The organism is Klebsiella sp. GW_Kp181 (assembly GCF_040062315.1).
GTDB classification, from domain to species: domain Bacteria; phylum Pseudomonadota; class Gammaproteobacteria; order Enterobacterales; family Enterobacteriaceae; genus Klebsiella; species Klebsiella oxytoca.
Map to the genome: position 1 here is coordinate 1 of NZ_JBEAFR010000045.1, position 21964 is coordinate 21964.

The following is a 21964-nucleotide window of genomic DNA, read 5'->3' on the forward strand; positions in this document are numbered from 1 at the left end:
AGTCGCTGATCACCGTAGAAGGCGATAAAGCCTCTATGGAAGTTCCGGCGCCGTTTGCGGGCACCGTGAAAGAGATCAAAATCAGCACCGGCGACAAAGTCTCAACCGGCTCCCTGATTATGGTCTTCGAAGTGGAAGGCGCAGCGCCTGCAGCGGCTCCGGCTAAGCAAGAAGCCGCTGCACCTGCGGCAGCTCCGGCTCAGGCGGCGAAACCTGCTGCAGCTCCTGCTGCTAAAGCGGAAGGCAAATCTGAGTTCGCTGAAAACGACGCGTACGTTCATGCAACGCCGCTGATTCGTCGCCTGGCGCGCGAGTTCGGCGTCAACCTGGCGAAAGTGAAAGGTACGGGTCGCAAAGGCCGTATCCTGCGCGAAGACGTTCAGGCTTACGTGAAAGAAGCGGTTAAACGCGCTGAAGCTGCGCCTGCGGCAACCGGTGGCGGTATCCCGGGCATGCTGCCGTGGCCGAAAGTGGACTTCAGCAAGTTTGGTGAAGTGGAAGAAGTTGAACTGGGTCGCATTCAGAAAATCTCTGGTGCTAACCTGAGCCGTAACTGGGTGATGATCCCGCACGTTACTCACTTCGACAAAACCGATATCACCGATCTGGAAGCGTTCCGTAAACAGCAGAACGCCGAAGCTGAGAAGCGTAAACTGGACGTGAAATTCACTCCGGTTGTCTTCATCATGAAAGCCGTTGCCGCTGCGCTTGAGCAAATGCCGCGCTTCAACAGCTCGCTCTCTGAAGATGGCCAGCGTCTGACGCTGAAGAAATATATCAACATCGGTGTGGCGGTTGATACCCCGAATGGTCTGGTGGTTCCGGTCTTTAAAGATGTGAACAAGAAGAGCGTAACCGAGCTGTCTCGTGAACTGACCGTGATTTCTAAGAAAGCGCGTGATGGTAAGCTGACCGCTGGCGAAATGCAGGGCGGTTGCTTCACTATCTCCAGCATCGGCGGCCTGGGTACCACCCACTTCGCGCCGATCGTTAACGCGCCGGAAGTGGCTATCCTCGGCGTGTCCAAGTCCGCGATGGAGCCGGTGTGGAATGGTAAAGAGTTTGTTCCGCGTCTGATGATGCCGATCTCTCTGTCCTTCGACCACCGCGTGATCGACGGTGCTGATGGTGCGCGCTTTATCACCATCATCAACAATATGCTGAGCGACATTCGCCGCCTGGTGATGTAAGCGAAAAGCCGGCCTGACGGCCGGCTTTTTTCTGGTAATCTCTTCTGCGTTTTGAAGTTACCAGCAATAAAGGACAAAATCGTTTGCCGTTTGTTGTTTCAAAATTGTTAACAATTTTGTAAAATGCTTGCGGATAGAACGTCCCGGTGGACATGGGCGTAAAAACTATAGCGTCAGACCCGCCGGATACAAATTACAGAGGTCATGATGAGTACTGAAATCAAAACTCAGGTCGTGGTACTTGGGGCAGGTCCCGCAGGTTATTCTGCTGCCTTCCGTTGCGCTGATTTAGGTCTGGAAACCGTCATCGTAGAACGTTACAGCACCCTCGGCGGTGTTTGCCTGAACGTCGGCTGTATCCCTTCTAAAGCACTGCTGCACGTTGCAAAAGTTATCGAAGAAGCGAAAGCGCTGGCCGAACACGGCATCGTTTTCGGTGAGCCGAAAACCGACATTGACAAGATTCGCACCTGGAAAGAAAAAGTCATCACTCAGCTGACCGGTGGTCTGGCTGGCATGGCCAAAGGTCGTAAAGTGAAGGTGGTTAACGGTCTGGGTAAATTTACCGGCGCTAACACCCTGGAAGTGGAAGGCGAAAACGGCAAAACCGTGATCAACTTCGACAACGCTATCATCGCGGCGGGTTCCCGTCCGATTGAACTGCCGTTCATTCCGCATGAAGATCCGCGCGTATGGGACTCCACCGATGCGCTGGAGCTGAAAACCGTACCAAAACGTCTGCTGGTTATGGGCGGCGGTATCATCGGTCTGGAAATGGGCACCGTATATCACGCGCTGGGTTCAGAGATTGACGTGGTTGAAATGTTCGACCAGGTTATCCCGGCTGCCGATAAAGACGTGGTGAAAGTCTTCACCAAGCGCATCAGCAAGAAATTCAACCTGATGCTGGAAACTAAAGTGACCGCCGTTGAAGCGAAAGAAGACGGTATCTACGTTTCCATGGAAGGCAAAAAAGCCCCGGCGGAAGCGCAGCGCTACGATGCCGTTCTGGTCGCTATCGGCCGCGTGCCGAACGGTAAAAACCTTGATGCCGGTAAAGCAGGCGTTGAAGTTGACGAGCGTGGCTTTATCCGCGTCGACAAACAGCTGCGCACTAACGTGCCGCACATCTTCGCGATCGGCGATATCGTTGGTCAGCCGATGCTGGCGCACAAAGGCGTTCACGAAGGCCACGTTGCCGCAGAAGTTATCGCCGGTATGAAGCACTACTTCGACCCGAAAGTTATCCCGTCTATCGCTTATACCGAACCAGAAGTTGCATGGGTTGGTCTGACAGAGAAAGAAGCGAAAGAGAAAGGCATCAGCTATGAAACCGCCACCTTCCCGTGGGCGGCTTCTGGCCGCGCTATCGCTTCTGACTGCGCTGACGGTATGACCAAACTGATTTTCGACAAAGAATCTCATCGCGTTATCGGCGGGGCGATTGTCGGCACCAACGGCGGCGAGCTGCTGGGTGAAATCGGTCTGGCGATTGAAATGGGCTGTGACGCTGAAGACATCGCGCTGACTATCCATGCTCACCCGACTCTGCACGAGTCCGTTGGCCTGGCTGCGGAAGTCTTCGAAGGTAGCATCACCGACCTGCCGAACGCGAAAGCGAAGAAAAAGTAAGTTTTTCTTTCAGGCAAAATGAAGAAGCGGCTCAGTGAGCCGCTTTTTTTATGCCTGATGTTTAGAACTGTGTCGCTGTTAATAAAATTGCATACCTTATTAATACTTGAAAAATAGTAACTCTATAAACTTATAGCTAATTAACTATATGTGAGGTGTGTGATGAAAAGATTTTTAACGACGACGCTGTTGGCAGCAACCTTAGTTTCGGGCATGGCCTGCGCAGCTGATGCCGTTATCCCCTGGGCTGATAACAGCGGCGGTACTGAAAGTACGCATATTGCGGCTATGGGCCAGGATTTAAATATGCAGCATCAGCAGATCACGAAGACTCGCGAAGGCGTGTGGGCGGCGAATTCCGGTAGCATCAGCGCTGACGAAGCGGCACTGAGCAGCACTAAACCGGCTTTTGCGGGCGACCCGTCTCTGATGCCCCATCAGGGCTAACTCATCACGGCGATATGGCCCGGCGGCGTTATCGCGCGCCGGGCTTTTTTACTGCTCGATGGCCTGCCAGCCATTATCAGGTGAAAACTGAGAAATGGCCTGCGCCTTGTTCGGCGTTTCTTCACCTAAATTAGCCTGATAAACGCGATCATCCTGGTTGACCATAAAGCTCATGATGCCGGTTTTCCCCCATGTCGCGGGCCATGCCAGCAGGGCGACGCCATGATTGCCCCCATCTTTGATAATACGGAAACGATAGCCATGATAGCCCTCACCGGGTTCAACGGGGCTGAAGGCTGGCCCTAACGGGCTGGATGCCTCTCCCGGCGCGACGGGCCAGTAGAGCCCATCTTTCTTGCCGTCGCTGCTGATAATCTTCTGCGCCCAGGCGTGGTTTAACTGATAAAAATCCTGCTGAGCGTCAACGTAAGCGTGCATAGCCTGAATGGCTGACAGTTCATTACGACCAATTGTGCGCGTGAGAATCTCATCTTCAGCCGCGGTCATATCAAAACGCCAGCCATCGTTATCTTTGATGATGGGTATCGGCAGACGCCACTCTGTCCGGCCTACCTCCAGCCAGGCGGTATTTTCCTGCAGAACGATACGGTGGCCAACCTTCCAGTCACGCTGAAAGCGAGCGACGGCGTCAGGGTCGATGCCATCCGGCGGTAAAAATTGCTGCCAGCTATCGCCGAGCAGCCCGGTTAGGGCAGATTCATCATGCCTGCCGATTGCCTCAGCCAGCGCGCTTGCGGCCTCATCAGGGGAGGAAAACTGCTGCTGAGCTAGCGCCATGGCGGGCGCCAGGGCCAGGGCCAGCAGCGTCATTTTTAATAATTTTTTCATTTGCGTATCCTCAGCGATGGCGCAGTTCACGATGCTCGGACAAGTGCTCTCTGACCGCGCTGCGCTGCTCGCTGTTTAAACCTGAGATATGACGGCTCTGCAGGCCGCGTTCCCGCTGCGACTGCCAGTCGGGAGAGCGGATGTCGTTACCGCTGAGGGCATTGACGTGGAGGTCATTTAGCTTCTGCTGGCGTTGTTCGGGCGTTGCGGTCCGCAACTGTTCGCGGCGCTGCTGCTGCCCTGTGGAAGTCCGGATTTGCGTTTTTAGCGCTTCCCGATGTTGCGGTTGTACGGCGCTATGATTAACCGCCGGCGCCTGGTCATAACCGCGATAGTTATTGCGCTGGGTCAGTTGATGCAGCTGCTGCGATGCGGCCTGACGCTGGGCATCGCGGTAAGGTGCATGTGCGGTCGAGTGACCTGCAGCTGCCGCCGGGCCGGTACGCTGCTGCAACTGAGTCATCGCTGCCTGACGCTGTGCGTTGCGATCGACTGGCGGATGTCGGGTCGCGCTCAGCCCACCGGGAACAGTGGTCTGATGGAATTGCTGCGCAATGTTGTCGTTTGGGTACGGAATATTACCGCGCCAGGTGGGATTATGCTGCCAGCTGGCATGATTCCCCGGCAGATTTTGCCCGGTGATATGGTTGAAATTATTCACGTTGATATGGATGTTATCGCCGTTGTGCGAGTAGTCGCCGTGATGATCATCATCGTGATGGTGATGATCGTCATCATGATGATGGTCATTGTCATCCCAGTCGATATTGCTGAATAAGGCATAGGTGGTGGCGACGCCGAGGCTAAAACCAAAACCTTTTACAAAGCTATTGGTGAACTGCTCGCCGGGAGGCGGCGGCAGGTAGACCGGTGGATAGGCCGCGTCAGGCCAGGCGCCATAAACCACCGAGGGATTATAGGCCGGCACATACACGACATTCGGATCGGTGGATTCGATCTTAATAATCACTGGCGCCGGGGCGGAGGAGGTGACGGCGCTGCTACTGCGGGAAGCGGTGGTCGTTGACGTTGACGTTGACGTTGCCGGAGCCGCGGAGCTGGTGGCGGTAATGATTTTCTGCTGCGGCGTGGATTTTAACGTTCCGGTTTGCCGGGCAATGGCGCGTAAGCGCTGCACCGAGTCCATTACGTCCTGAGGTTGGGCAAGAAATGCGTTCCCCAGGTTTTCCACCCATGGCGGGTTTTCCCCCATTAACGTCAGCAGAGCGGGGAAGGCGACCAGCGATTTTACGCTGGGATCCCAGGGCTGATTTGCCACCGCCTGTACCGCCGAATCGCCTTTCATCGTCGGATGATCCTGCGACCACTGCACCGCCTGCACGACGTTGCCCGGATAAGTCGAAGCCATTAGCACCTGTGACAGTAGATTATCGGGATAGAGCGCAATCGGCGCGACCCACTGATCTATCTGTGCGGGAGTCAAGGCGGCAGTAACCGGCTGAGCGGCGGCGGTTGCCTGAGCCGTCTGCGTAACGGCAGGGGGCTGGGCAGCGGTTTGCGGTTCCCGGCTTTTTACATACAGCGTACCCGCGGCGGCGAGTAGCCCGGCGCTGCAAAGCAGGGCGAGCACGTGGGGTTTGAAAGGCAGCGTCATGAGTACTCCCGACACAAAAGTTGGCCCGTTTCGACTGACTATTGTCGAACGACGGAGAAGTGCCTGAGTATTAAGGAGGGCGCATTTGCGTTTTTGATTTTTGTTGGGATTGTGGTCAGTTATGTGTAACAGAATTAATTTTATCTTCCGCTAAACTGACATAAAACCTGCAATATTCTGCCCTTAACGATTCAGCTAATTTTTAATGTTGCTTTTTTGTAAACAGATTAACACCCCGCCAAAATCCTGCTATGCTGCCGACGCGGTATCGGGCATTTACCCTACAAACTGCTGTCTCACAGGAGCGTGAAGAGAATCGCCTACCGCATTTTACAATGAGAGCGAGGAGAACCGTCGTGCTAGAAGAATACCGTAAGCACGTAGCTGAGCGTGCCGCCGAGGGGATTGTTGCCAAACCCTTAGATGCAACCCAAATGGCCGCGCTGGTAGAACTGCTGAAAAACCCGCCTGCGGGTGAAGAAGAATTCCTGTTAGACCTGTTAATTAACCGCGTACCGCCAGGCGTCGACGAAGCCGCCTATGTTAAAGCCGGATTCCTTGCCGCGATCGCTAAAGGCGAAGCGACCTCCCCACTGGTTACCCCTGAAAAAGCTATCGAACTGCTGGGCACCATGCAGGGCGGTTACAATATTCATCCCCTGATTGACGCGCTCGACGACGCAAAGCTGGCGCCGATTGCCGCCAAAGCGCTGTCCCACACCCTGCTGATGTTCGATAATTTCTACGACGTAGAAGAGAAAGCCAAAGCGGGCAACGCATATGCCAAACAGGTGATGCAATCCTGGGCAGATGCTGAGTGGTTCCTGAGCCGTCCTCAGCTGGCCGATAAAATCACCGTGACCGTTTTTAAAGTGACCGGTGAAACCAATACTGATGACCTGTCTCCGGCTCCTGATGCCTGGTCCCGTCCGGATATCCCGCTGCACGCGCTGGCGATGCTGAAAAACGCTCGTGAAGGTATCGACCCGGATCAGCCTGGCGTCGTTGGCCCGATTAAGCAAATTGAAGCCCTGCAGCAAAAAGGCTTCCCGCTGGCCTACGTTGGTGATGTCGTTGGTACCGGTTCATCGCGTAAATCCGCCACCAACTCGGTGCTGTGGTTTATGGGCGACGATATTCCGAACGTGCCGAACAAACGCGGCGGCGGTCTGGTTCTCGGCGGCAAAATTGCGCCTATCTTCTTCAACACCATGGAAGATGCTGGCGCGCTGCCGATTGAAGTTGACGTAAACCGCCTGAATATGGGCGACGTCATCGACGTTTATCCGTTCAAAGGCGAAGTGCGTAACCACGAAACCGGCGAGCTGCTGGCGAACTTCGAACTGAAAACCGACGTGCTGATCGACGAAGTCCGCGCCGGTGGCCGTATTCCGCTGATTATCGGTCGCGGCCTGACCACCAAAGCGCGTGAAGCGCTGGGTCTGCCGCACAGCGATGTTTTCCGTCAGGCGAAAGATGTAGCGGAAAGCAGCCGCGGATACTCGCTGGCGCAGAAAATGGTTGGCCGCGCCTGCGGCGTTGCCGGCGTCCGTCCGGGCGCTTATTGCGAACCGAAGATGACCTCCGTAGGCTCTCAGGACACCACTGGGCCAATGACCCGTGATGAGCTGAAAGACCTGGCCTGTCTGGGCTTCTCTGCCGACCTGGTGATGCAGTCCTTCTGCCACACCGCTGCGTATCCGAAGCCGGTTGACGTGACAACGCACCATACGCTGCCTGACTTCATTATGAACCGCGGCGGCGTATCGCTGCGTCCGGGCGATGGCGTTATCCACTCCTGGCTGAACCGTATGCTGCTGCCGGATACCGTGGGCACCGGCGGTGACTCGCATACCCGTTTCCCGATTGGTATCTCTTTCCCGGCAGGCTCCGGTCTGGTGGCGTTTGCCGCAGCAACCGGCGTTATGCCGCTGGATATGCCGGAATCAGTACTGGTTCGCTTTAAAGGCAAAATGCAGCCGGGTATCACTCTGCGCGATCTGGTGCATGCGATCCCGCTGTACGCAATCAAACAAGGTCTGCTGACCGTTGAGAAGAAAGGGAAGAAAAACATCTTCTCTGGCCGCATTCTGGAAATTGAAGGTCTGCCGGATCTGAAGGTCGAGCAGGCGTTTGAGCTGACCGATGCCTCCGCCGAGCGTTCTGCTGCCGGCTGTACCATCAAGCTGAACAAAGAGCCGATTGTTGAATATCTGACCTCCAATATCGTCCTGCTGAAGTGGATGATCGCCGAAGGTTACGGCGATCGTCGTACGCTGGAGCGTCGCGTTCAGGGCATGGAAAAATGGCTGGCCGATCCGCAGCTGCTGGAAGGCGATGCGGATGCAGAATATGCGGCGGTGATCGAGATCGATCTGGCCGATATCAAAGAGCCTATCCTCTGCGCGCCGAACGATCCGGACGATGCGCGTCTGCTGTCCGACGTGCAGGGTGAGAAGATCGATGAAGTCTTTATCGGTTCCTGCATGACCAACATTGGCCACTTCCGCGCGGCCGGTAAGCTGCTGGACAGCCACAAAGGCCAACTGCCGACTCGCCTGTGGGTGGCGCCGCCAACCCGTATGGATGCTGCGCAGCTGACTGAAGAAGGCTACTACAGCGTGTTCGGTAAGAGCGGTGCGCGTATTGAAATTCCTGGCTGCTCCCTGTGTATGGGTAACCAGGCGCGCGTTGCCGACGGTGCGACGGTGGTTTCAACCTCAACCCGTAACTTCCCGAACCGTTTAGGTACCGGCGCTAACGTCTTCCTGGCTTCTGCGGAGCTGGCGGCCGTTGCGGCGCTGATTGGTAAGCTACCGACACCGGAAGAGTATCAGACCTACGTTGCTCAGGTGGATAAAACCGCGGCGGATACCTACCGCTACCTGAACTTCGATCAGCTGGGTCAGTATACTGAGAAGGCTGATGGGGTGATTTTCCAGACCGCGGTATAACGCAATAAGTCAGCGTTGTACATAATCCCTTCAATGCCCGGTGAACATTGCATCACCGGGCATTTTTATTTCCAATCCCTCCGTCAGCGACGCTTTTTTTCTCTCTGACTGCTGCGATAATGACGTTATGGGTACAGTGCAGCGGTGACGCACTGCCCTTGCAGAGGAAAAGACTATGGATTACGAATTTCTGCGCGATATTACCGGAGTGGTAAAGGTGCGAATGTCGATGGACCATGAGGCGCTCGGCCACTGGTTCAACGAGGAGGTTAAAGGCAACCTTGCCCTGCTGGATGAAGTAGAGCAGGCTGCGCGTACCATTAAAGGCAGCGAACGTTCCTGGCAACGTGCCGGCCATGAATACACGCTATGGCTGGATGGTGAAGAAGTGATGATCCGCGCTAATCAGCTGGATTTTTCCGGTGATGAGATAGAAGAGGGGATGAGCTACTATGACGAAGAAAGCCTCTCGCTCTGCGGCGTTGAAGATTTTTTGCAGGTCGTTGCTGCCTATCGGGAGTTTATGCAGCAGCGCTAAGTCTGGCGGAGCCTCCGTGCTCCGCCGGGCGTTACACCGCCGGAATATTTCTTGCGTAGTAAATTTCGCGCATCTCTTTCCAGAGCCGATCGGTGATGACCCTGCGCTCTTCTTCCGTTAAATCTTCCGGCCTGGTGTGAAACATGTAGTGCTTAAGGTCGAACTCCTTCAGCAACATCTTGGTATGGAAAATATTTTCCTGATAAACGTTCACGTCCACCATGTCATACAAAGATTTAATATCCTCGGACATGAAGTTTTGAATGGAGTTGATTTCATGATCGATGAAGTGCTTCATACCGTTCACATCACGGGTGAAGCCGCGAACGCGGTAATCGATGGTGACGATATCGGATTCAAGCTGGTGAATCAGATAGTTCAGGGCTTTCAGCGGCGAAATGACTCCGCAGGTTGAGACTTCAATATCGGCGCGGAAGGTGCACAGCCCGCCTTCAGGATGGCTTTCCGGGTAGGTGTGAACGCAAATATGGCTTTTATCGAGATGCGCCACGACGGTTTCCGGTAGTGGACCCGGGTGTTCCGTCTGATCGATGAGCTGCGGGTCGATCGGCTCTTCGCTGACCAGAATAGTCACGCTGGCGCCCTGAGGTTCATAATCCTGACGGGCAATGTTAAGAATATTGGCGCCGATAATCGAACAGGTCTCCGACAAAATTTCCGTCAGGCGGTTGGCGTTATAGAGTTCATCAATATAGGCGATGTAGCCATCGCGCTCCTCTGCCGTTTTTGCGTAGCAGATATCATAAATGCAAAAACTCAGGCTTTTGGTCAGATTGTTAAAGCCGTGCAGCTTCAATTTTTTCAATTTAGATCACCCCCTTACTTAACGGTGGATAGCGCATCCAGTAAATATTGCGGTAAAGCAAATGCCGCCGCGTGAATTGCCGGGTTGTAATAGCGACACTTCAGGTTTGACTTGTGAAAACGGGCCTGGATGATTTCACTGGAAAGATGGCGCAGGGCTTCATTGTCCGTGGCCCACGCGAAGGTCATGATGCCGCCGTAATAGGTTGGGATCGCCGCCTGATAGAAGCTTACATCACCAAAGTAATGGCTGAGCTTACGATGGCTATCGACGGCTTCATCCTGCTGCAGGAAACTAACGCCGTTCTGAGCAACGAAGATTCCTCCTGGATTGAGGCAGCGTTTGCAGCCTTCGTAAAAGGCGGAAGTGAACAGGCTCTCGCCGGGACCGATAGGATCGGTGCAGTCGGAGATAATGACGTCAAACGTTTGCGCGGTTTGATTAACAAAATTGACGCCATCGTCAATAACCAGCGTAAAGCGCGGGTCATCGTACGCGCCAGCGTTATGATTAGGGAGATACTGGCGGCAGAATGAAACTACGCCCGCGTCAATTTCAACCATGGTGATGGTTTCGATGTTGCGATGACGGGAGACTTCGCGCAGCATTGCGCCATCGCCGCCGCCGATGATTAATACATGTTTCGCCTGGCCGTGGGCCATCAAAGGAACATGGGTCATCATTTCATGATAGATAAACTCATCACGTTCGGTGGTTTGCACTACGCCATCCAGCGCCATCACGCGGCCAAAGGCAGCGTTTTCGAATATGATTAAATCCTGATGATCGGTTTTCTCATGATACAGTACGTTATCAACGCTGAAATACTGACCAAAATGGTCGTGCAGCGTTTCATGCCACAGATTGCTATCGGCCACGGGCAGATCCTCCTTTGTTAACACCTGTTACACCCATTAAAAATGAGCGCAACATCATAGCCAACTATAGAAGATGATGCACGGTGGATATTTCAGCAAATGAAGCGTGGGGCATAACCTTTCAAGAAAAGGGAAACACGCCTCCCTGTCAGGAGGCGTGAGGATCAGGGGTTTTTAGCCTGGGGCTGTGCCGCCGTGGCGTCGACGATTCTGACTGAATACACCATGGTCGCTCCGGGCGGGATTTTTGGTGGCCGGCCTTCGCTACCATAGGCGAGTTCAGAAGGGATAACCACCGTAATAGAACCGTGGTTCCCCAGGCGCTTTATTGGCCCGAGGAAGACAGGAGGATAGGATTTTAGGGTCTGAGACCAGACTTTGCCTTCCGCTTCCATGTCGTTAATAACGGTTCCATCGATTAGCGTCTCCTTGATGGTTACGGTGACGGTATCGCTGTCGAGGATCTTACCTTCGCCGGCATAGTCGATACGGCTGTATACCCCATCTTTAAATACCACACCTTTTTGTTTCGCGAACTTTTGTTGGTATTTTTTTCCTTCGTTAACCATCTGCTGTTCTATCTTATGCAGATGCTGAAAGACCTTTTTCGACACATCGAACAGAGCCTTATTGCGCGCTTTCTCGTCGAGGGCGATTTTCCCTGAAAACGAATCCAGGATGCCCTGCAGAACGGTATCTTTACTGATTTTTATGCCCTGGGAACTGCGGGTGGACAACACTTTTAGCGCCTCCTCGCCCATCGATACGCCGACAGAGTAAGCCTGCTGCTGAGGCTCCCTGGTAAAATCGATAGCCGCCGGGTTTTTACCTGATTTTGTCTCGGCATCAGCAAGCCGGGCCTTTAGCTGGCTTATCTCATCAGCGCTGGCCTGCAGCAGGGCGTTGTTTTCATCTGCCTGCGGGCTGACCGCGTTTTCCTGAGGCGCTGGCTGCTGCCTGCTGATGGTGAAGGAGTCCAGTTTTGCCGTGAGCGCCCGGTTTTCTACCCCCGTGGCCGCCAGTTTTACCGCCAAATCCTGCTTTGCCGCTACTGCGGCAGCAAGTTTCGCCGCCAGCGCTTGCCGGCTGGTTTCTCCCGCATCCAGTTTTGTTTTGAGTTCCCGCTGTGCGGTTTCTGCGACAGCGAGCTTTGCAGCGAGCGCTTGCTTGTCTGATGCAGCGGCAGCAAGCTTAGAGGCGATATCTTGCTGTTGTTTTTCCTCAGCCGCGAGTTTCTTTAACAGCGTTTGCTTTTCAGCGGTGGCTTCCGTTAGCAGTGATTCAAGCTTTTGTTTCGCTGATTCCGCAGAAGCTAGCTTTTTTTCCTGTAGCAGAATTTTATTTTCCGTGGCATTGAGCTGCCCCTGGTTCTGTTTCATTTCAGCGGCGGCGGAGAGCTCTTTGTCTATTAAGCGTTGTTTTTCTGCTACGGCAACCGTTAATGCTTTCTCAAGCTGGCGAATTTTATCCGTCAGATCTTTTTGATTGTCCTGTACGGCATAAACCGTAGCTGGCTTTGCTGAAAGCTGTTGTCGAAGTTGCCGAATGATTTTATCTTTTTGAGCAATTATTGCAGCCTGGCGTGAAAGTTCAGTGGTTTTCTGCTCGTTTTTTTTATTCGTTGTTTGCGTAATAGCGTTTTTTTCTTCAACGGACTTCGCAGGCGCGCGATCTTTCTGAGTCTGCTGCTCTTTAGCGTAATTTAAAAATGCCGGCCCTGAAGCGTCACTATTCGAATTTGCCGTAACGTGTATCAGCGCCTCTTTTTCCGCGCGAGCGTCGGGTGATGGCGACAGCGCCAGCACAAGCGCTGCTGCCAGCGATATCGAATTGAAGTTAATAGCTATTTTTCCGTTCATGGCTGAACATTTTCACCGCGTTTAACCAGACTATCGATCAGTTCCTTTTCAATATCCGCGCATAGCTTGATTGATTTGAACTGGTACATAGAGTCGATACCCTGTTTAGTTGGCTCTGCAACTTTGCTGCGCACAGAATTATATTGAGATGCGGCGTTGAGCAGGGCGGTGAACTCATTCCCCAATTTAGCTGCCTGCTTTGGATTCACCTCTTTCAGTGACTCCAGCGCTTTACGGCAAGTCTCAATGCGCGCTTGCTCCTCGGCAATTCTCTGCTGTTCAGTTTGCTGTTGATTTAATGTCGCGTCAGGTAAAGGTTTCATTAATCTGGCGGATTGTCGGGATTGTGTTGATTGACAACCTACTAATAAAATGACGGCCAGAGGTGCTATGCGGGTAAATAAGGATATGTTCAAGGTTTCATTCCATTGATAAAAAGGGTCGTTATCGGGCGATAATAATGTGCAAAAAAGGAGATTGCAATAATATGGCTGCTGTTTTTTTTATGGTTTATTAGAATTAATTTTATTAATTAGTTAAACACTTAATGAATTATCGGTGAGGTTTTTGAATTGAGATATGAATTAGTCGTCGCTGTAAAGTGAATTGCTATTACTAATAACGCAATAGCCGTATTTAAACGGCTATTAAACTTGTTAAATCAGAAGCGTGATTATTTCACGTAGGCGAGCAGGCTAAGCGAGTCGCGAGCCAGCGCTTTACATTTTTTGGTGGTAGGAATTTTGATTCCGCTGAGATCCCGATAGCTATCCTCGCCCAGCGCTTTCATATTGAAGCTGTCGTAGTTGCTTAAATCCCACTGGTTCTGCTGAGCAAAGAACACCAGAGCGCGACGAATCTGCGTGTTAGGCAGATTTTGATAACCGCAATCGTTCTTCAGAAAGACGAATACCGCCGTCAAATCAGCCATATCTTCCGCTTCGGACTCGCTTAATGCATAGCTATTGGCGGAGAGAGTAAGCAGGCTGCCAAGCACTATTGTTCTGAAAAGCGTCTTCATTTTTTCTACCATTGAATCACTGACAAACAAAGTTAGCATACTTCTTTACACTACGCTGAGCTTTATTCTTACTCTTCCGCTTGACCTTCCCGTTGGTGGAGGGTTTAAGCTCATTTATTCACCTGCAGAATAAAAGGATGTGAAAAATGCAACGTCGTGAATTTCTTAAATTAACCGCTGCGGTCAGCGTAGCCAGCGCATTGCCGCTCTGGAGCCGCGCGGTTTTGGCTGCCGGTCGTCCCTCTTTGCCCGTGCCGGAACTGCTGATGGCTGACGCGCGCAATCGCATCTCCTTAACCATTCAGGCCGGAAAAACGCAGTTCGGCTCTCACCTGGCGACGACCTGGGGCTACAACGGTAGCCTGCTGGGGCCGGCCCTGCAGCTTAAGCAAGGCGAGGCGGCAACCATCGATATTCATAATCGTCTGGCGGAGGAGACTACCGTGCACTGGCACGGTCTGGAGGTTTCCGGCGTCGTTGACGGTGGCCCTCAGGGGGTGATTCCCGCAGGAGGTTCCCGTACCGTGACGTTTACGCCAACGCAGCGGGCGGCGACCTGTTGGTTCCACCCTCACCAACACGGTAAAACCGGCAGACAGGTGGCGATGGGGCTGGCCGGTCTGGTGCTCATTTCTGATGCAGAAAGTGAAAAGCTGCTCTTGCCAAAGCAGTGGGGAATCGATGATGTGCCGGTGATCGTGCAGGATAAGAAATTCACCCCGGAAGGCCAGATTGACTACCAGCTCGATATCATGAGCGCCGCCGTTGGCTGGTTTGGCGATACGCTGCTGACCAACGGCGCGCTTTATCCGGAGCATGCCGCTCCTCGCGGCTGGCTGCGTTTGCGTCTGCTTAACGGCTGCAACGCGCGTTCTTTAAATTTCTCTACCAGCGATAAGCGGCCCATGTACGTCGTGGCAAGCGATGGCGGTCTGCTTGCTGAGCCGGTAAAAGTTAACGAGCTGCCGGTGCTGATGGGGGAACGGTTTGAAGTGCTGGTGGATACGACGGACGGTAAACCCTTTGATCTGATAACGCTGCCGGTGAGTCAGATGGGTATGGCTATTACGCCATTCGATAAACCGCAGCCAGTATTACGCGTTCAGCCGCTGACGATTCCGGCTTCCGGTAAGCTGCCGGATGTCCTTGCCGCCATGCCAGCGCTACCTTCCTTACAAGGGCTAACCCAGCGTACGCTGCAGCTCTCTATGGATCCGATGCTTGATATGATGGGCATGCAGGCGCTGATGCAAAAATACGGCGATCAGGCGATGTCCGGAATGGACCACGGCGCGATGATGAACCATGGCGAGATGGGGAATATGAACACTATGAACCACGGCGACATGGAACATATGAATCATGGCGGCATGACGCAGATGAAGCACGGTAATAAGGATTTTGATTTCCATAACGCTAACCGCATCAACGGGAAAGCATTTGATATGAATGTCCCCATGTTTGCGGCGGCGAAAGGGCAGTATGAGCGGTGGGTGATTTCCGGTAAGGGCGACATGATGCTGCATCCGTTTCATATCCACGGTACCCAGTTCCGTATTTTATCTGAAAACGGCAAGGCGCCTGCAGCGCATCGCAGCGGCTGGAAAGACACCGTTCGGGTGGAAGGCGCAGTGAGTGAAGTACTGGTGAAATTTGACCATGATGCCCCGAAGGAGTTTGCCTATATGGCGCACTGCCATCTGCTGGAACATGAAGATACGGGAATGATGTTGGCCTTTACGACTGCCTGAGGACGTTTCCTGCTCGTTCGCCCTGCGCGGCGGGCGGGCACTTTTCTTAAAGTCCTTACCGAGGGTGTTGATTAATAAAATCACGCATATACTGTCGCGATTGCTTAATAATCAACGAGGTTCAAATGGATATTTACCGCAAAGTGATTGCCGCATCGCTGGCGCTATTTGTTACGCTTTCCGCACATGCCGGGATGACGATGGAACGCAAGGACATACCCGATTTAAAGCTTAGTGTTGAAATCCCCGAGGGGCTGACGCCAATGTCTGAAGAGATGGCAAAGCTCAAATACCCTTCCGAAAACCGTCCACAGGTCATTTATGGCGATGAGAAAGGCAAAGCATCGCTGGGGGTTACCGCAGGGCGCAATCCGTTACCAGCGGAGAAGCTCGATGCATTTAAAGAGATGATGCTTAAGATGCTGGAGAGTTTAAAACCGCAGGCCGAGGCCGTTACCGTTGATGGTCATAAGGGGTGGTTACTCACCTTCTATTCGCAGGCTGCGGATACTGAAATTCTCAATATGATGTTAATCACATCGCAGGATAATAAGGCGGTGCAGATGACGTTTAATATGACCAAAGATTTAGTTGAACAGTATCAGGAAGCGGCAAAAGCCTCTTTGCTTTCCCTGCAGTTCGCGAAGTAACTCTGGTCTCGACTGAAAAAAACGCCCGTAAAGGGCGTTTTTTTATTTCCTGTCTCTAAGACAAGGGAAGGGGCTCAGAAGGCAAAGCGGAATTACTTCGCGTCGTCCGGCAGAGCGTAAGCGACGATATAGTCGCCCATCTTCGTGCCAAACGAACCGTGACCGCCCGCAGAGATGACAACGTACTGCTTGCCATTCACTTCATAGGTCATCGGCGTCGCCTGGCCGCCTGCCGGCAGACGGGCCTGCCATAATTTTTCACCGTTGCTCATATTGTACGCGCGCAGGTAATTATCTGCGGTCGCGCCGATAAACAGCACATTGCCTGCCGTAGAAATAGGGCCGCCCAGCATCGGCATACCCATGGTGAACGGAAGTTTAATCGGCATCGGGAACGGCAGGCTATCCTGCGGCGTACCGATACGTTTTTTCCACACCACTTCGTTGGTTTTTAAATCCAGCGCGGAGATATAGCCCCAGGCCGGCTGTTTGCAAGGCAGACCAAACGGTGACAGGAACGGGTTTAGCGTAACGCCGTAAGGAACGCCGTACTGTGGCTGAATACCTGCTTCAGTACCGGAACCTTTGGCGTCTTTCGGCTGCTCCATCGGGTTGCCGGGGCCGCGCGGGATCAGTTTTGACACAAACGGCAGCGCCATTGGGTTAGCAATCGCCACCTGGCGGTTCGGATCGACGGAGATACCGCCCCATTCGAACATCCCCAGGTTACCCGGGAACACCAGAGTTCCTTGTTCTGACGGCGGGGTGAAGATGCCTTCATAGCGCAGCTGATGGAAGATAACCCGGCACACCAGCTGGTCAAACATGGTAGCGCCCCACATATCCGCGCCGCTCAGGTCTTTTTTCGGGCGGAAGCTCAGATCGGAGAACGGCTGAGTTTTTGAGACGTAGTCACCTTTCGCCGCCCCTTGCGGAACCGGTTTTTCCGGTGCCGGGACAACCAGCTCACCGTTACGGCGATCGAGGACAAAAATATTACCAGTTTTTGCCGGAGCGTAAATTACCGGTACGGTTTTACCGTTGACGTCGATGTCCGCCAGCGTCGGCTGCGACGGCATATCCATATCCCACAGATCGTGGTGAACGGTCTGGTAGCTCCATGCCAGTTTACCGGTGGTGGCGTTTAGCGCCACGATGGAGCTGGCATAGCGTTCCTGTTCTGGCGTACGGTTGCCGCCCCAGATATCCGGGGTGGTCACGCCCATAGGCAGGTAGACCAAATCCAGCTTCGCGTCATAGGCGGCTGGCGCCCAGGAGTTAGGTGAGTTCAGTGTGAAATGATGTTCATCACTCGGAATCGCGTTGGGATCTTTCGCACCCGGATCAAAGGCCCACAGCAGCTTACCGGTATTCACATCAAAGCCGCGGATAACGCCAGACGGCTCGCGGGTCGAGAAGTTATCGGTCACGGCGCCGGCGATAACGATCGTTTTATCAGTAATAATCGGCGGTGAAGTTGGTTCGTACATACCCGGCGTAGTGACAGGCATGTTGGTTTGCAGATTGAGAATGCCTTTATTAGCAAAGGATTCACACAGCTTACCGGTTTCGGCATTGATGGCGAACAGGCGGCCATCGTTGACCGGTAGAATGATACGGCGCGGGCAGTCGGCAACCACATCTGCCGGCGCATTGTCCGCTCTGGCTTCATGATATGAAACGCCGCGGCAGGTCACGTGCTGGAAAGAGGGATCTGCGTTGAGCTGCGGATCGAAATGCCATTTTTCTTTACCGGTGGCCGCATCAAGCGCGAACAGGCGCTGGTGGGCAGTACACAGATAGAGCGTGTCGCCCACTTTAATCGGCGTAACTTCGTTGGTAATTTCGCCCGGATCGTTAGGCTGCTTGAGATCGCCCGTACGGAAGACCCAGGCTTCTTTCAGATTCTTCACGTTATCGGCGTTGATCTGCTTCAGCGGCGAGTAACGCTGTCCTTCCTGATTACGGCCATACGCCGACCAGTCGCCATCGGCAACGTCGGAAATAGGCGCTGCTGGCGTTGCATCTGCTCTCAGCGTACCGTTGACTTCCTGCGGGTCGTTGAAGCCGGCCCAGGTGAGGATGCCGCCGCTAATCAGCAGGGCGACGACCAGCCCGGCAACGGCGCCAGCGGAGGGAATCGGCAGGCGACGCCAGACAAAAGGAAGAATCAGCCAGATGCCGAAGAAGACCAGAATGTCGCTGCGTGGGGTCAGCGCCCAGAAGTCAAAACCAACCTCCCAGACGCCCCAAATCATCGTGGCAAGCAGCAGCGCGGCGTAAAGCCAAAGCGCAGAGCGCTTACCGCGGAACAGGAGGACGGTGACGCCCAGCATCACCAGACCTGCGATAGGGTAGTACCAGGAGCCGCCGAGGGCGACCAGCCAGGCTCCGCCCGCTAAAAGATAGAGGCCACAGAACGCTGCAAAAAGAGCCGTCAGCGTCACGAGTAGCCGTGATTGTTGAGATTTTGTTTCTGCCATAGAAAGACACTCGTTTGATTGTTAATTTTTTACCTGCAATTAATTATAGGATTTAACAAGTGTGATCGGAATCACAAAATGGGCTTTATTAATCACTGCATCGCATATTTCTTTTTGCTGGTATACTGCGTGGCTTGCCGGTCAACGTCGGTGCAATCGCAGCGGCATTGATGATTTACATTAAGAATCAAATGGTTAGTTTTATGAAACATACTGTAGAAGTGATGATCCCGGAAACTGAGATCAAAGCCCGTATTGCTGAGCTCGGTCGTCAAATTAATGAACATTACCAGGATAGCGGCAGCGAAATGGTGCTGGTGGGGCTATTACGCGGTTCATTTATGTTTATGGCCGACCTGTGCCGTGAAGTTCAGGTACCCCATGAAGTCGATTTCATGACCGCATCCAGCTACGGCAGCGGCATGTCCACCACCCGCGACGTCAAAATCCTCAAAGATCTGGATGAAGACATCCGCGGTAAAGATGTGCTGATCGTGGAAGACATCATTGACTCCGGCAACACGCTGTCAAAAGTGCGTGAAATTCTTAGCCTGCGTGAACCTAAATCCCTGGCGATTTGTACCCTGCTCGATAAGCCAAGCCGCCGTGAAGTTAACGTGCCGGTAGAGTTCGTCGGTTTTGCGATCCCGGATGAATTCGTCGTGGGCTACGGCATTGACTATGCTCAGCGCTACCGTCACCTGCCCTATATCGGCAAAGTGACCCTGCTCGACGAATAAAGCGGATTATCTATCCCGGCGGCCCGGGATAATAATTAAGAGGAGCGCGTGAATTACTTGTGATTGACGTGCTTGCTTTTAAGGTTGGAAATACCCTGGCGATAGCGCTGTTCCAGCGTTTCGCGGCTGACGGCGGTCACGTCAAGATCGCGTAACATGCCGTCGTGAATGCCGTAGGCCCAGCCGTGGATGGTCACTTTCTGTCCGCGCTTCCACGCCGACTGCATAATCGTTGAGTGACCCAGGTTGTAAACCTGCTCCATCACATTCAATTCACACAGCGTATCAAGGCGACGCTCTTCGGGCATCTCACCCAGTAATGAGCTGTGCTTAAACCAGATATCGCGGATATGCAGCAGCCAGTTGTCGATCAGGCCAAGCTCGGTATTTTCAATTGCCGCCTGCACGCCGCCGCAGCCGTAGTGGCCGCAGATGATGATGTGCTCGACTTCCAGTACATCAACCGCGTACTGCACCACGGAAAGACAGTTCAGGTCGGTATGAATCACCAGGTTTGCAACGTTACGGTGTACAAACAGCTCGCCGGGTTCCAGCCCGGTCAAACGTTCGGCGGGGACGCGGCTATCGGAACATCCAATCCACAGAAAGCGCGGTTTTTGCGCTTGTGCCAGCTTCTCAAAGAAACCGGGGTCTTCCTCCACCAGCATTTTTGACCATAGTGCATTGTTGCTGATGAGTGTATCTATATCGTTCATGGATGTTTACGGGCCTGTAACCAAGTAAGTGCGTTGCGCTAATATAGGGTAACCTCACATTTTTTAAAACAACCCATCGCGTGTCGCGACACGAGAAGAGACCTTTAATGACCATTGCTCTGGAACTAAAACAGCTCAAGAAAACCTACCCCGGTGGAGTTCAGGCGCTGCGCGGAATCGATCTGCAGGTCGAAGCGGGCGATTTTTACGCGCTCCTGGGGCCTAACGGCGCGGGGAAATCGACCACTATCGGCATTATCAGTTCGCTGGTAAATAAAACCTCCGGCGAGGTGAATGTTTTTGGCTACGATCTGCAAAAGGATGTGGTGAACGCCAAACGCCAGCTCGGTCTGGTGCCGCAGGAGTTCAACTTCAACCCGTTTGAAACCGTGCAGCAGATTGTGGTCAACCAGGCGGGCTACTATGGCGTTGAGCGCAAAGAAGCGATTGTCCGCAGTGAAAAGTACCTCAAACAGCTCGACCTATGGGAAAAGCGCAACGAGCGCGCGCGGATGCTCTCCGGCGGCATGAAGCGCCGCCTGATGATCGCCCGCGCGTTGATGCATGAACCGAAGCTGCTGATCCTCGATGAGCCCACGGCGGGAGTGGATATTGAGCTTCGTCGCTCGATGTGGGGATTTTTGAAAGATCTCAACGATAAAGGCACGACGATTATCCTGACCACCCACTATCTGGAAGAGGCCGAAATGCTGTGCCGCAATATCGGCATTATTCAGCGCGGCGAGCTGGTGGAAAACACATCGATGAAAGCGCTGCTGGCCAAGCTGAAATCAGAAACTTTTATTCTCGACCTGGCTCCCAAAAGCCCGCTGCCGGTGCTGGAAGGCTATCAGTATCGTCTGGTCGATACGTCGACTCTGGAGGTAGAAGTGCTGCGCGAGCAGGGGATTAACAGCGTGTTCACTCAGCTGAGCGCGCAGGGAATACAAGTATTAAGTATGCGTAACAAAGCAAACCGGCTTGAAGAACTGTTTGTCACGCTGGTGCATGACCGGAAAGGAGAATCAGCATGATGCAGCTTTATTGGGTCGCGCTGAAAAGCATCTGGACCAAAGAGATCCATCGGTTTATGCGTATCTGGGTCCAGACACTGGTGCCGCCGGTGATAACCATGACCCTCTACTTTGTCATTTTTGGCAATCTGATCGGTTCGCGCATCGGTGAGATGCACGGTTTTACCTATATGCAGTTTATCGTGCCGGGTCTGATCATGATGGCGGTGATCACCAACGCCTATGCCAACGTGGCGTCCTCTTTCTTCAGCGCCAAATTCCAGCGCAATATTGAAGAACTGCTGGTCGCACCGGTCCCCACGCACGTGGTGATCGCCGGCTATGTGGGCGGCGGGGTTGCCCGCGGTCTGTGCGTCGGGATTCTGGTGACGGCGATTTCGCTGTTTTTCGTTCCGTTCCAGGTCCACTCGTGGGTATTTGTCGCTCTGACCCTGATACTGACCGCCGTGCTATTCTCGCTGGCCGGCCTGCTGAACGCGGTGTTTGCTAAAACCTTTGACGACATCAGCCTTATTCCGACCTTCGTGCTGACGCCCTTGACCTACCTCGGCGGGGTTTTTTATTCCCTGACCCTGCTGCCGCCCTTCTGGCAAGGGCTGTCGCATCTCAATCCGATCGTCTATATGATCAGCGGCTTCCGCTACGGTTTCCTCGGAATTAACGATGTTCCGCTGGCGACGACCTTCGGCGTGCTGGTCGTGTTTATCGTCGCGTTTTATCTCCTGTGCTGGTATCTGATCCAGCGCGGACGCGGGCTGCGCAGCTAATTTAACGACCGATG

Annotated in this window: 19 protein-coding genes; 10 read left to right on the top strand and 9 right to left on the bottom strand. The window is 53.4% G+C overall.

The features are described from left to right. The 3 genes from aceF to ABLV11_RS08595 all read left to right on the top strand — a co-directional run. Window positions 1-1190 (top strand): dihydrolipoyllysine-residue acetyltransferase (aceF, locus tag ABLV11_RS08585; RefSeq protein WP_348855285.1); only part of this gene is annotated, 1190 nt, incomplete at its 5' end. A 207-nt stretch (window positions 1191-1397) separates the two neighbouring features. Next, on the top strand, window positions 1398-2822 hold the full coding sequence (gene lpdA, locus ABLV11_RS08590; RefSeq protein ID WP_004098637.1) for a dihydrolipoyl dehydrogenase: 1425 nt from the start codon (window positions 1398-1400) through the stop codon (window positions 2820-2822). A 162-nt stretch (window positions 2823-2984) separates the two neighbouring features. Beyond that, on the top strand, window positions 2985-3269 hold the full coding sequence (locus ABLV11_RS08595) for a hypothetical protein (RefSeq protein ID WP_004108075.1): 285 nt from the start codon (window positions 2985-2987) through the stop codon (window positions 3267-3269). A gap of 48 nt (window positions 3270-3317) precedes the next feature. Here the strand turns inward: ABLV11_RS08595 and ABLV11_RS08600 are convergent, their stop codons facing one another. Then, window positions 3318-4118, bottom strand: a complete 801-nt coding sequence (locus tag ABLV11_RS08600; protein ID WP_105889700.1) for a DUF2950 family protein — start codon at window positions 4116-4118, stop codon at window positions 3318-3320. A 10-nt stretch (window positions 4119-4128) separates the two neighbouring features. Next, the gene (locus ABLV11_RS08605; RefSeq protein ID WP_126488465.1) at window positions 4129-5733 is read right to left on the bottom strand and encodes a DUF3300 domain-containing protein; all 1605 of its coding nucleotides are present in this window, start codon (window positions 5731-5733) and stop codon (window positions 4129-4131) included. Window positions 5734-6089: 356 nt separating this feature from the next. On the opposite strand from ABLV11_RS08605, the gene acnB reads away from it, so the two are divergent. Beyond that, the gene (gene acnB, locus ABLV11_RS08610) at window positions 6090-8687 is read left to right on the top strand and encodes a bifunctional aconitate hydratase 2/2-methylisocitrate dehydratase (protein WP_004108065.1); all 2598 of its coding nucleotides are present in this window, start codon (window positions 6090-6092) and stop codon (window positions 8685-8687) included. 175 nt (window positions 8688-8862) lie between these two features. Next, the gene (gene yacL, locus ABLV11_RS08615; RefSeq protein WP_004108063.1) at window positions 8863-9225 is read left to right on the top strand and encodes a protein YacL; all 363 of its coding nucleotides are present in this window, start codon (window positions 8863-8865) and stop codon (window positions 9223-9225) included. Window positions 9226-9256: 31 nt separating this feature from the next. Here the strand turns inward: yacL and speD are convergent, their stop codons facing one another. The 5 genes from speD to ABLV11_RS08640 all read right to left on the bottom strand — a co-directional run bounded on the left by speD (window position 9257) and on the right by ABLV11_RS08640 (window position 13809). Then, a complete protein-coding gene (speD, locus tag ABLV11_RS08620; protein ID WP_004108061.1) occupies window positions 9257-10051 on the bottom strand; it encodes an adenosylmethionine decarboxylase in 795 nt (264 codons plus the stop codon). Window positions 10052-10065: 14 nt separating this feature from the next. Then, complete coding sequence (speE, locus tag ABLV11_RS08625) at window positions 10066-10929, bottom strand: polyamine aminopropyltransferase (protein WP_004108060.1); 864 nt, start codon at window positions 10927-10929, stop codon at window positions 10066-10068. Window positions 10930-11093: 164 nt separating this feature from the next. Continuing rightward, on the bottom strand, window positions 11094-12788 hold the full coding sequence (locus ABLV11_RS08630; RefSeq protein WP_126488467.1) for an FKBP-type peptidyl-prolyl cis-trans isomerase N-terminal domain-containing protein: 1695 nt from the start codon (window positions 12786-12788) through the stop codon (window positions 11094-11096). Beyond that, a complete protein-coding gene (locus ABLV11_RS08635) occupies window positions 12785-13204 on the bottom strand; it encodes a hypothetical protein (protein ID WP_032704957.1) in 420 nt (139 codons plus the stop codon). The genes ABLV11_RS08630 and ABLV11_RS08635 overlap by 4 nt, the downstream gene beginning before the upstream one ends. A 257-nt stretch (window positions 13205-13461) precedes the next feature. Then, a complete protein-coding gene (locus ABLV11_RS08640) occupies window positions 13462-13809 on the bottom strand; it encodes a YacC family pilotin-like protein (protein ID WP_004872121.1) in 348 nt (115 codons plus the stop codon). A 146-nt stretch (window positions 13810-13955) separates the two neighbouring features. Between ABLV11_RS08640 and cueO the strand changes: the two genes are divergently transcribed. Both cueO and ABLV11_RS08650 read left to right on the top strand, forming a co-directional pair. Next, window positions 13956-15560, top strand: coding sequence for a multicopper oxidase CueO (gene cueO / locus ABLV11_RS08645; protein WP_004110613.1), 1605 nt, complete (start codon window positions 13956-13958; stop codon window positions 15558-15560). Window positions 15561-15685: 125 nt separating this feature from the next. Beyond that, window positions 15686-16210, top strand: a complete 525-nt coding sequence (locus ABLV11_RS08650; RefSeq protein ID WP_004108052.1) for a hypothetical protein — start codon at window positions 15686-15688, stop codon at window positions 16208-16210. A gap of 92 nt (window positions 16211-16302) precedes the next feature. On the opposite strand, the gene ABLV11_RS08655 is transcribed toward ABLV11_RS08650, so the two are convergent. Further along, window positions 16303-18693, bottom strand: coding sequence for a glucose/quinate/shikimate family membrane-bound PQQ-dependent dehydrogenase (locus ABLV11_RS08655; protein WP_004108050.1), 2391 nt, complete (start codon window positions 18691-18693; stop codon window positions 16303-16305). A 203-nt stretch (window positions 18694-18896) separates the two neighbouring features. Here ABLV11_RS08655 and hpt point away from each other — a divergent pair, with 203 nt between their 5' ends. After that, entirely contained in the window at window positions 18897-19433 is a 537-nt protein-coding gene (hpt, locus tag ABLV11_RS08660; protein WP_023322073.1) for a hypoxanthine phosphoribosyltransferase, read from the top strand. Window positions 19434-19486: 53 nt separating this feature from the next. Here the strand turns inward: hpt and can are convergent, their stop codons facing one another. After that, window positions 19487-20149 (bottom strand): carbonate dehydratase, encoded by a 663-nt coding sequence (gene can, locus ABLV11_RS08665; protein ID WP_004108036.1) that lies wholly within the window; start codon window positions 20147-20149, stop codon window positions 19487-19489. 107 nt (window positions 20150-20256) lie between these two features. Between can and ABLV11_RS08670 the strand changes: the two genes are divergently transcribed. Both ABLV11_RS08670 and ABLV11_RS08675 read left to right on the top strand, forming a co-directional pair. Then, complete coding sequence (locus ABLV11_RS08670) at window positions 20257-21183, top strand: ABC transporter ATP-binding protein (protein ID WP_004108035.1); 927 nt, start codon at window positions 20257-20259, stop codon at window positions 21181-21183. Next, the gene (locus ABLV11_RS08675) at window positions 21180-21950 is read left to right on the top strand and encodes an ABC transporter permease (protein WP_004108033.1); all 771 of its coding nucleotides are present in this window, start codon (window positions 21180-21182) and stop codon (window positions 21948-21950) included. Before ABLV11_RS08670 ends, ABLV11_RS08675 begins: the two co-directional genes overlap by 4 nt. The last annotated feature ends 14 nt before the right edge of the window (window positions 21951-21964 follow it).

Bases quoted from the DNA above. Each gene is read 5' to 3' on its own strand.
- ABLV11_RS08675 (WP_004108033.1), top strand. From the start codon at position 21,180: ATGATGCAGCTTTATTGGGTCGCGCTGAAAAGCATCTGGACCAAAGAG.
- ABLV11_RS08605 (WP_126488465.1), bottom strand. From the start codon at position 5,733: ATGACGCTGCCTTTCAAACCCCACGTGCTCGCCCTGCTTTGCAGCGCC.
- ABLV11_RS08630 (WP_126488467.1), bottom strand. From the start codon at position 12,788: ATGAACGGAAAAATAGCTATTAACTTCAATTCGATATCGCTGGCAGCA.
- ABLV11_RS08670 (WP_004108035.1), top strand. From the start codon at position 20,257: ATGACCATTGCTCTGGAACTAAAACAGCTCAAGAAAACCTACCCCGGT.
- ABLV11_RS08595 (WP_004108075.1), top strand. From the start codon at position 2,985: ATGAAAAGATTTTTAACGACGACGCTGTTGGCAGCAACCTTAGTTTCG.
- ABLV11_RS08640 (WP_004872121.1), bottom strand. From the start codon at position 13,809: ATGAAGACGCTTTTCAGAACAATAGTGCTTGGCAGCCTGCTTACTCTC.
- ABLV11_RS08600 (WP_105889700.1), bottom strand. From the start codon at position 4,118: ATGAAAAAATTATTAAAAATGACGCTGCTGGCCCTGGCCCTGGCGCCC.
- cueO (WP_004110613.1), top strand. From the start codon at position 13,956: ATGCAACGTCGTGAATTTCTTAAATTAACCGCTGCGGTCAGCGTAGCC.
- can (WP_004108036.1), bottom strand. From the start codon at position 20,149: ATGAACGATATAGATACACTCATCAGCAACAATGCACTATGGTCAAAA.
- lpdA (WP_004098637.1), top strand. From the start codon at position 1,398: ATGAGTACTGAAATCAAAACTCAGGTCGTGGTACTTGGGGCAGGTCCC.
- hpt (WP_023322073.1), top strand. From the start codon at position 18,897: ATGAAACATACTGTAGAAGTGATGATCCCGGAAACTGAGATCAAAGCC.
- ABLV11_RS08650 (WP_004108052.1), top strand. From the start codon at position 15,686: ATGGATATTTACCGCAAAGTGATTGCCGCATCGCTGGCGCTATTTGTT.
- yacL (WP_004108063.1), top strand. From the start codon at position 8,863: ATGGATTACGAATTTCTGCGCGATATTACCGGAGTGGTAAAGGTGCGA.
- ABLV11_RS08655 (WP_004108050.1), bottom strand. From the start codon at position 18,693: ATGGCAGAAACAAAATCTCAACAATCACGGCTACTCGTGACGCTGACG.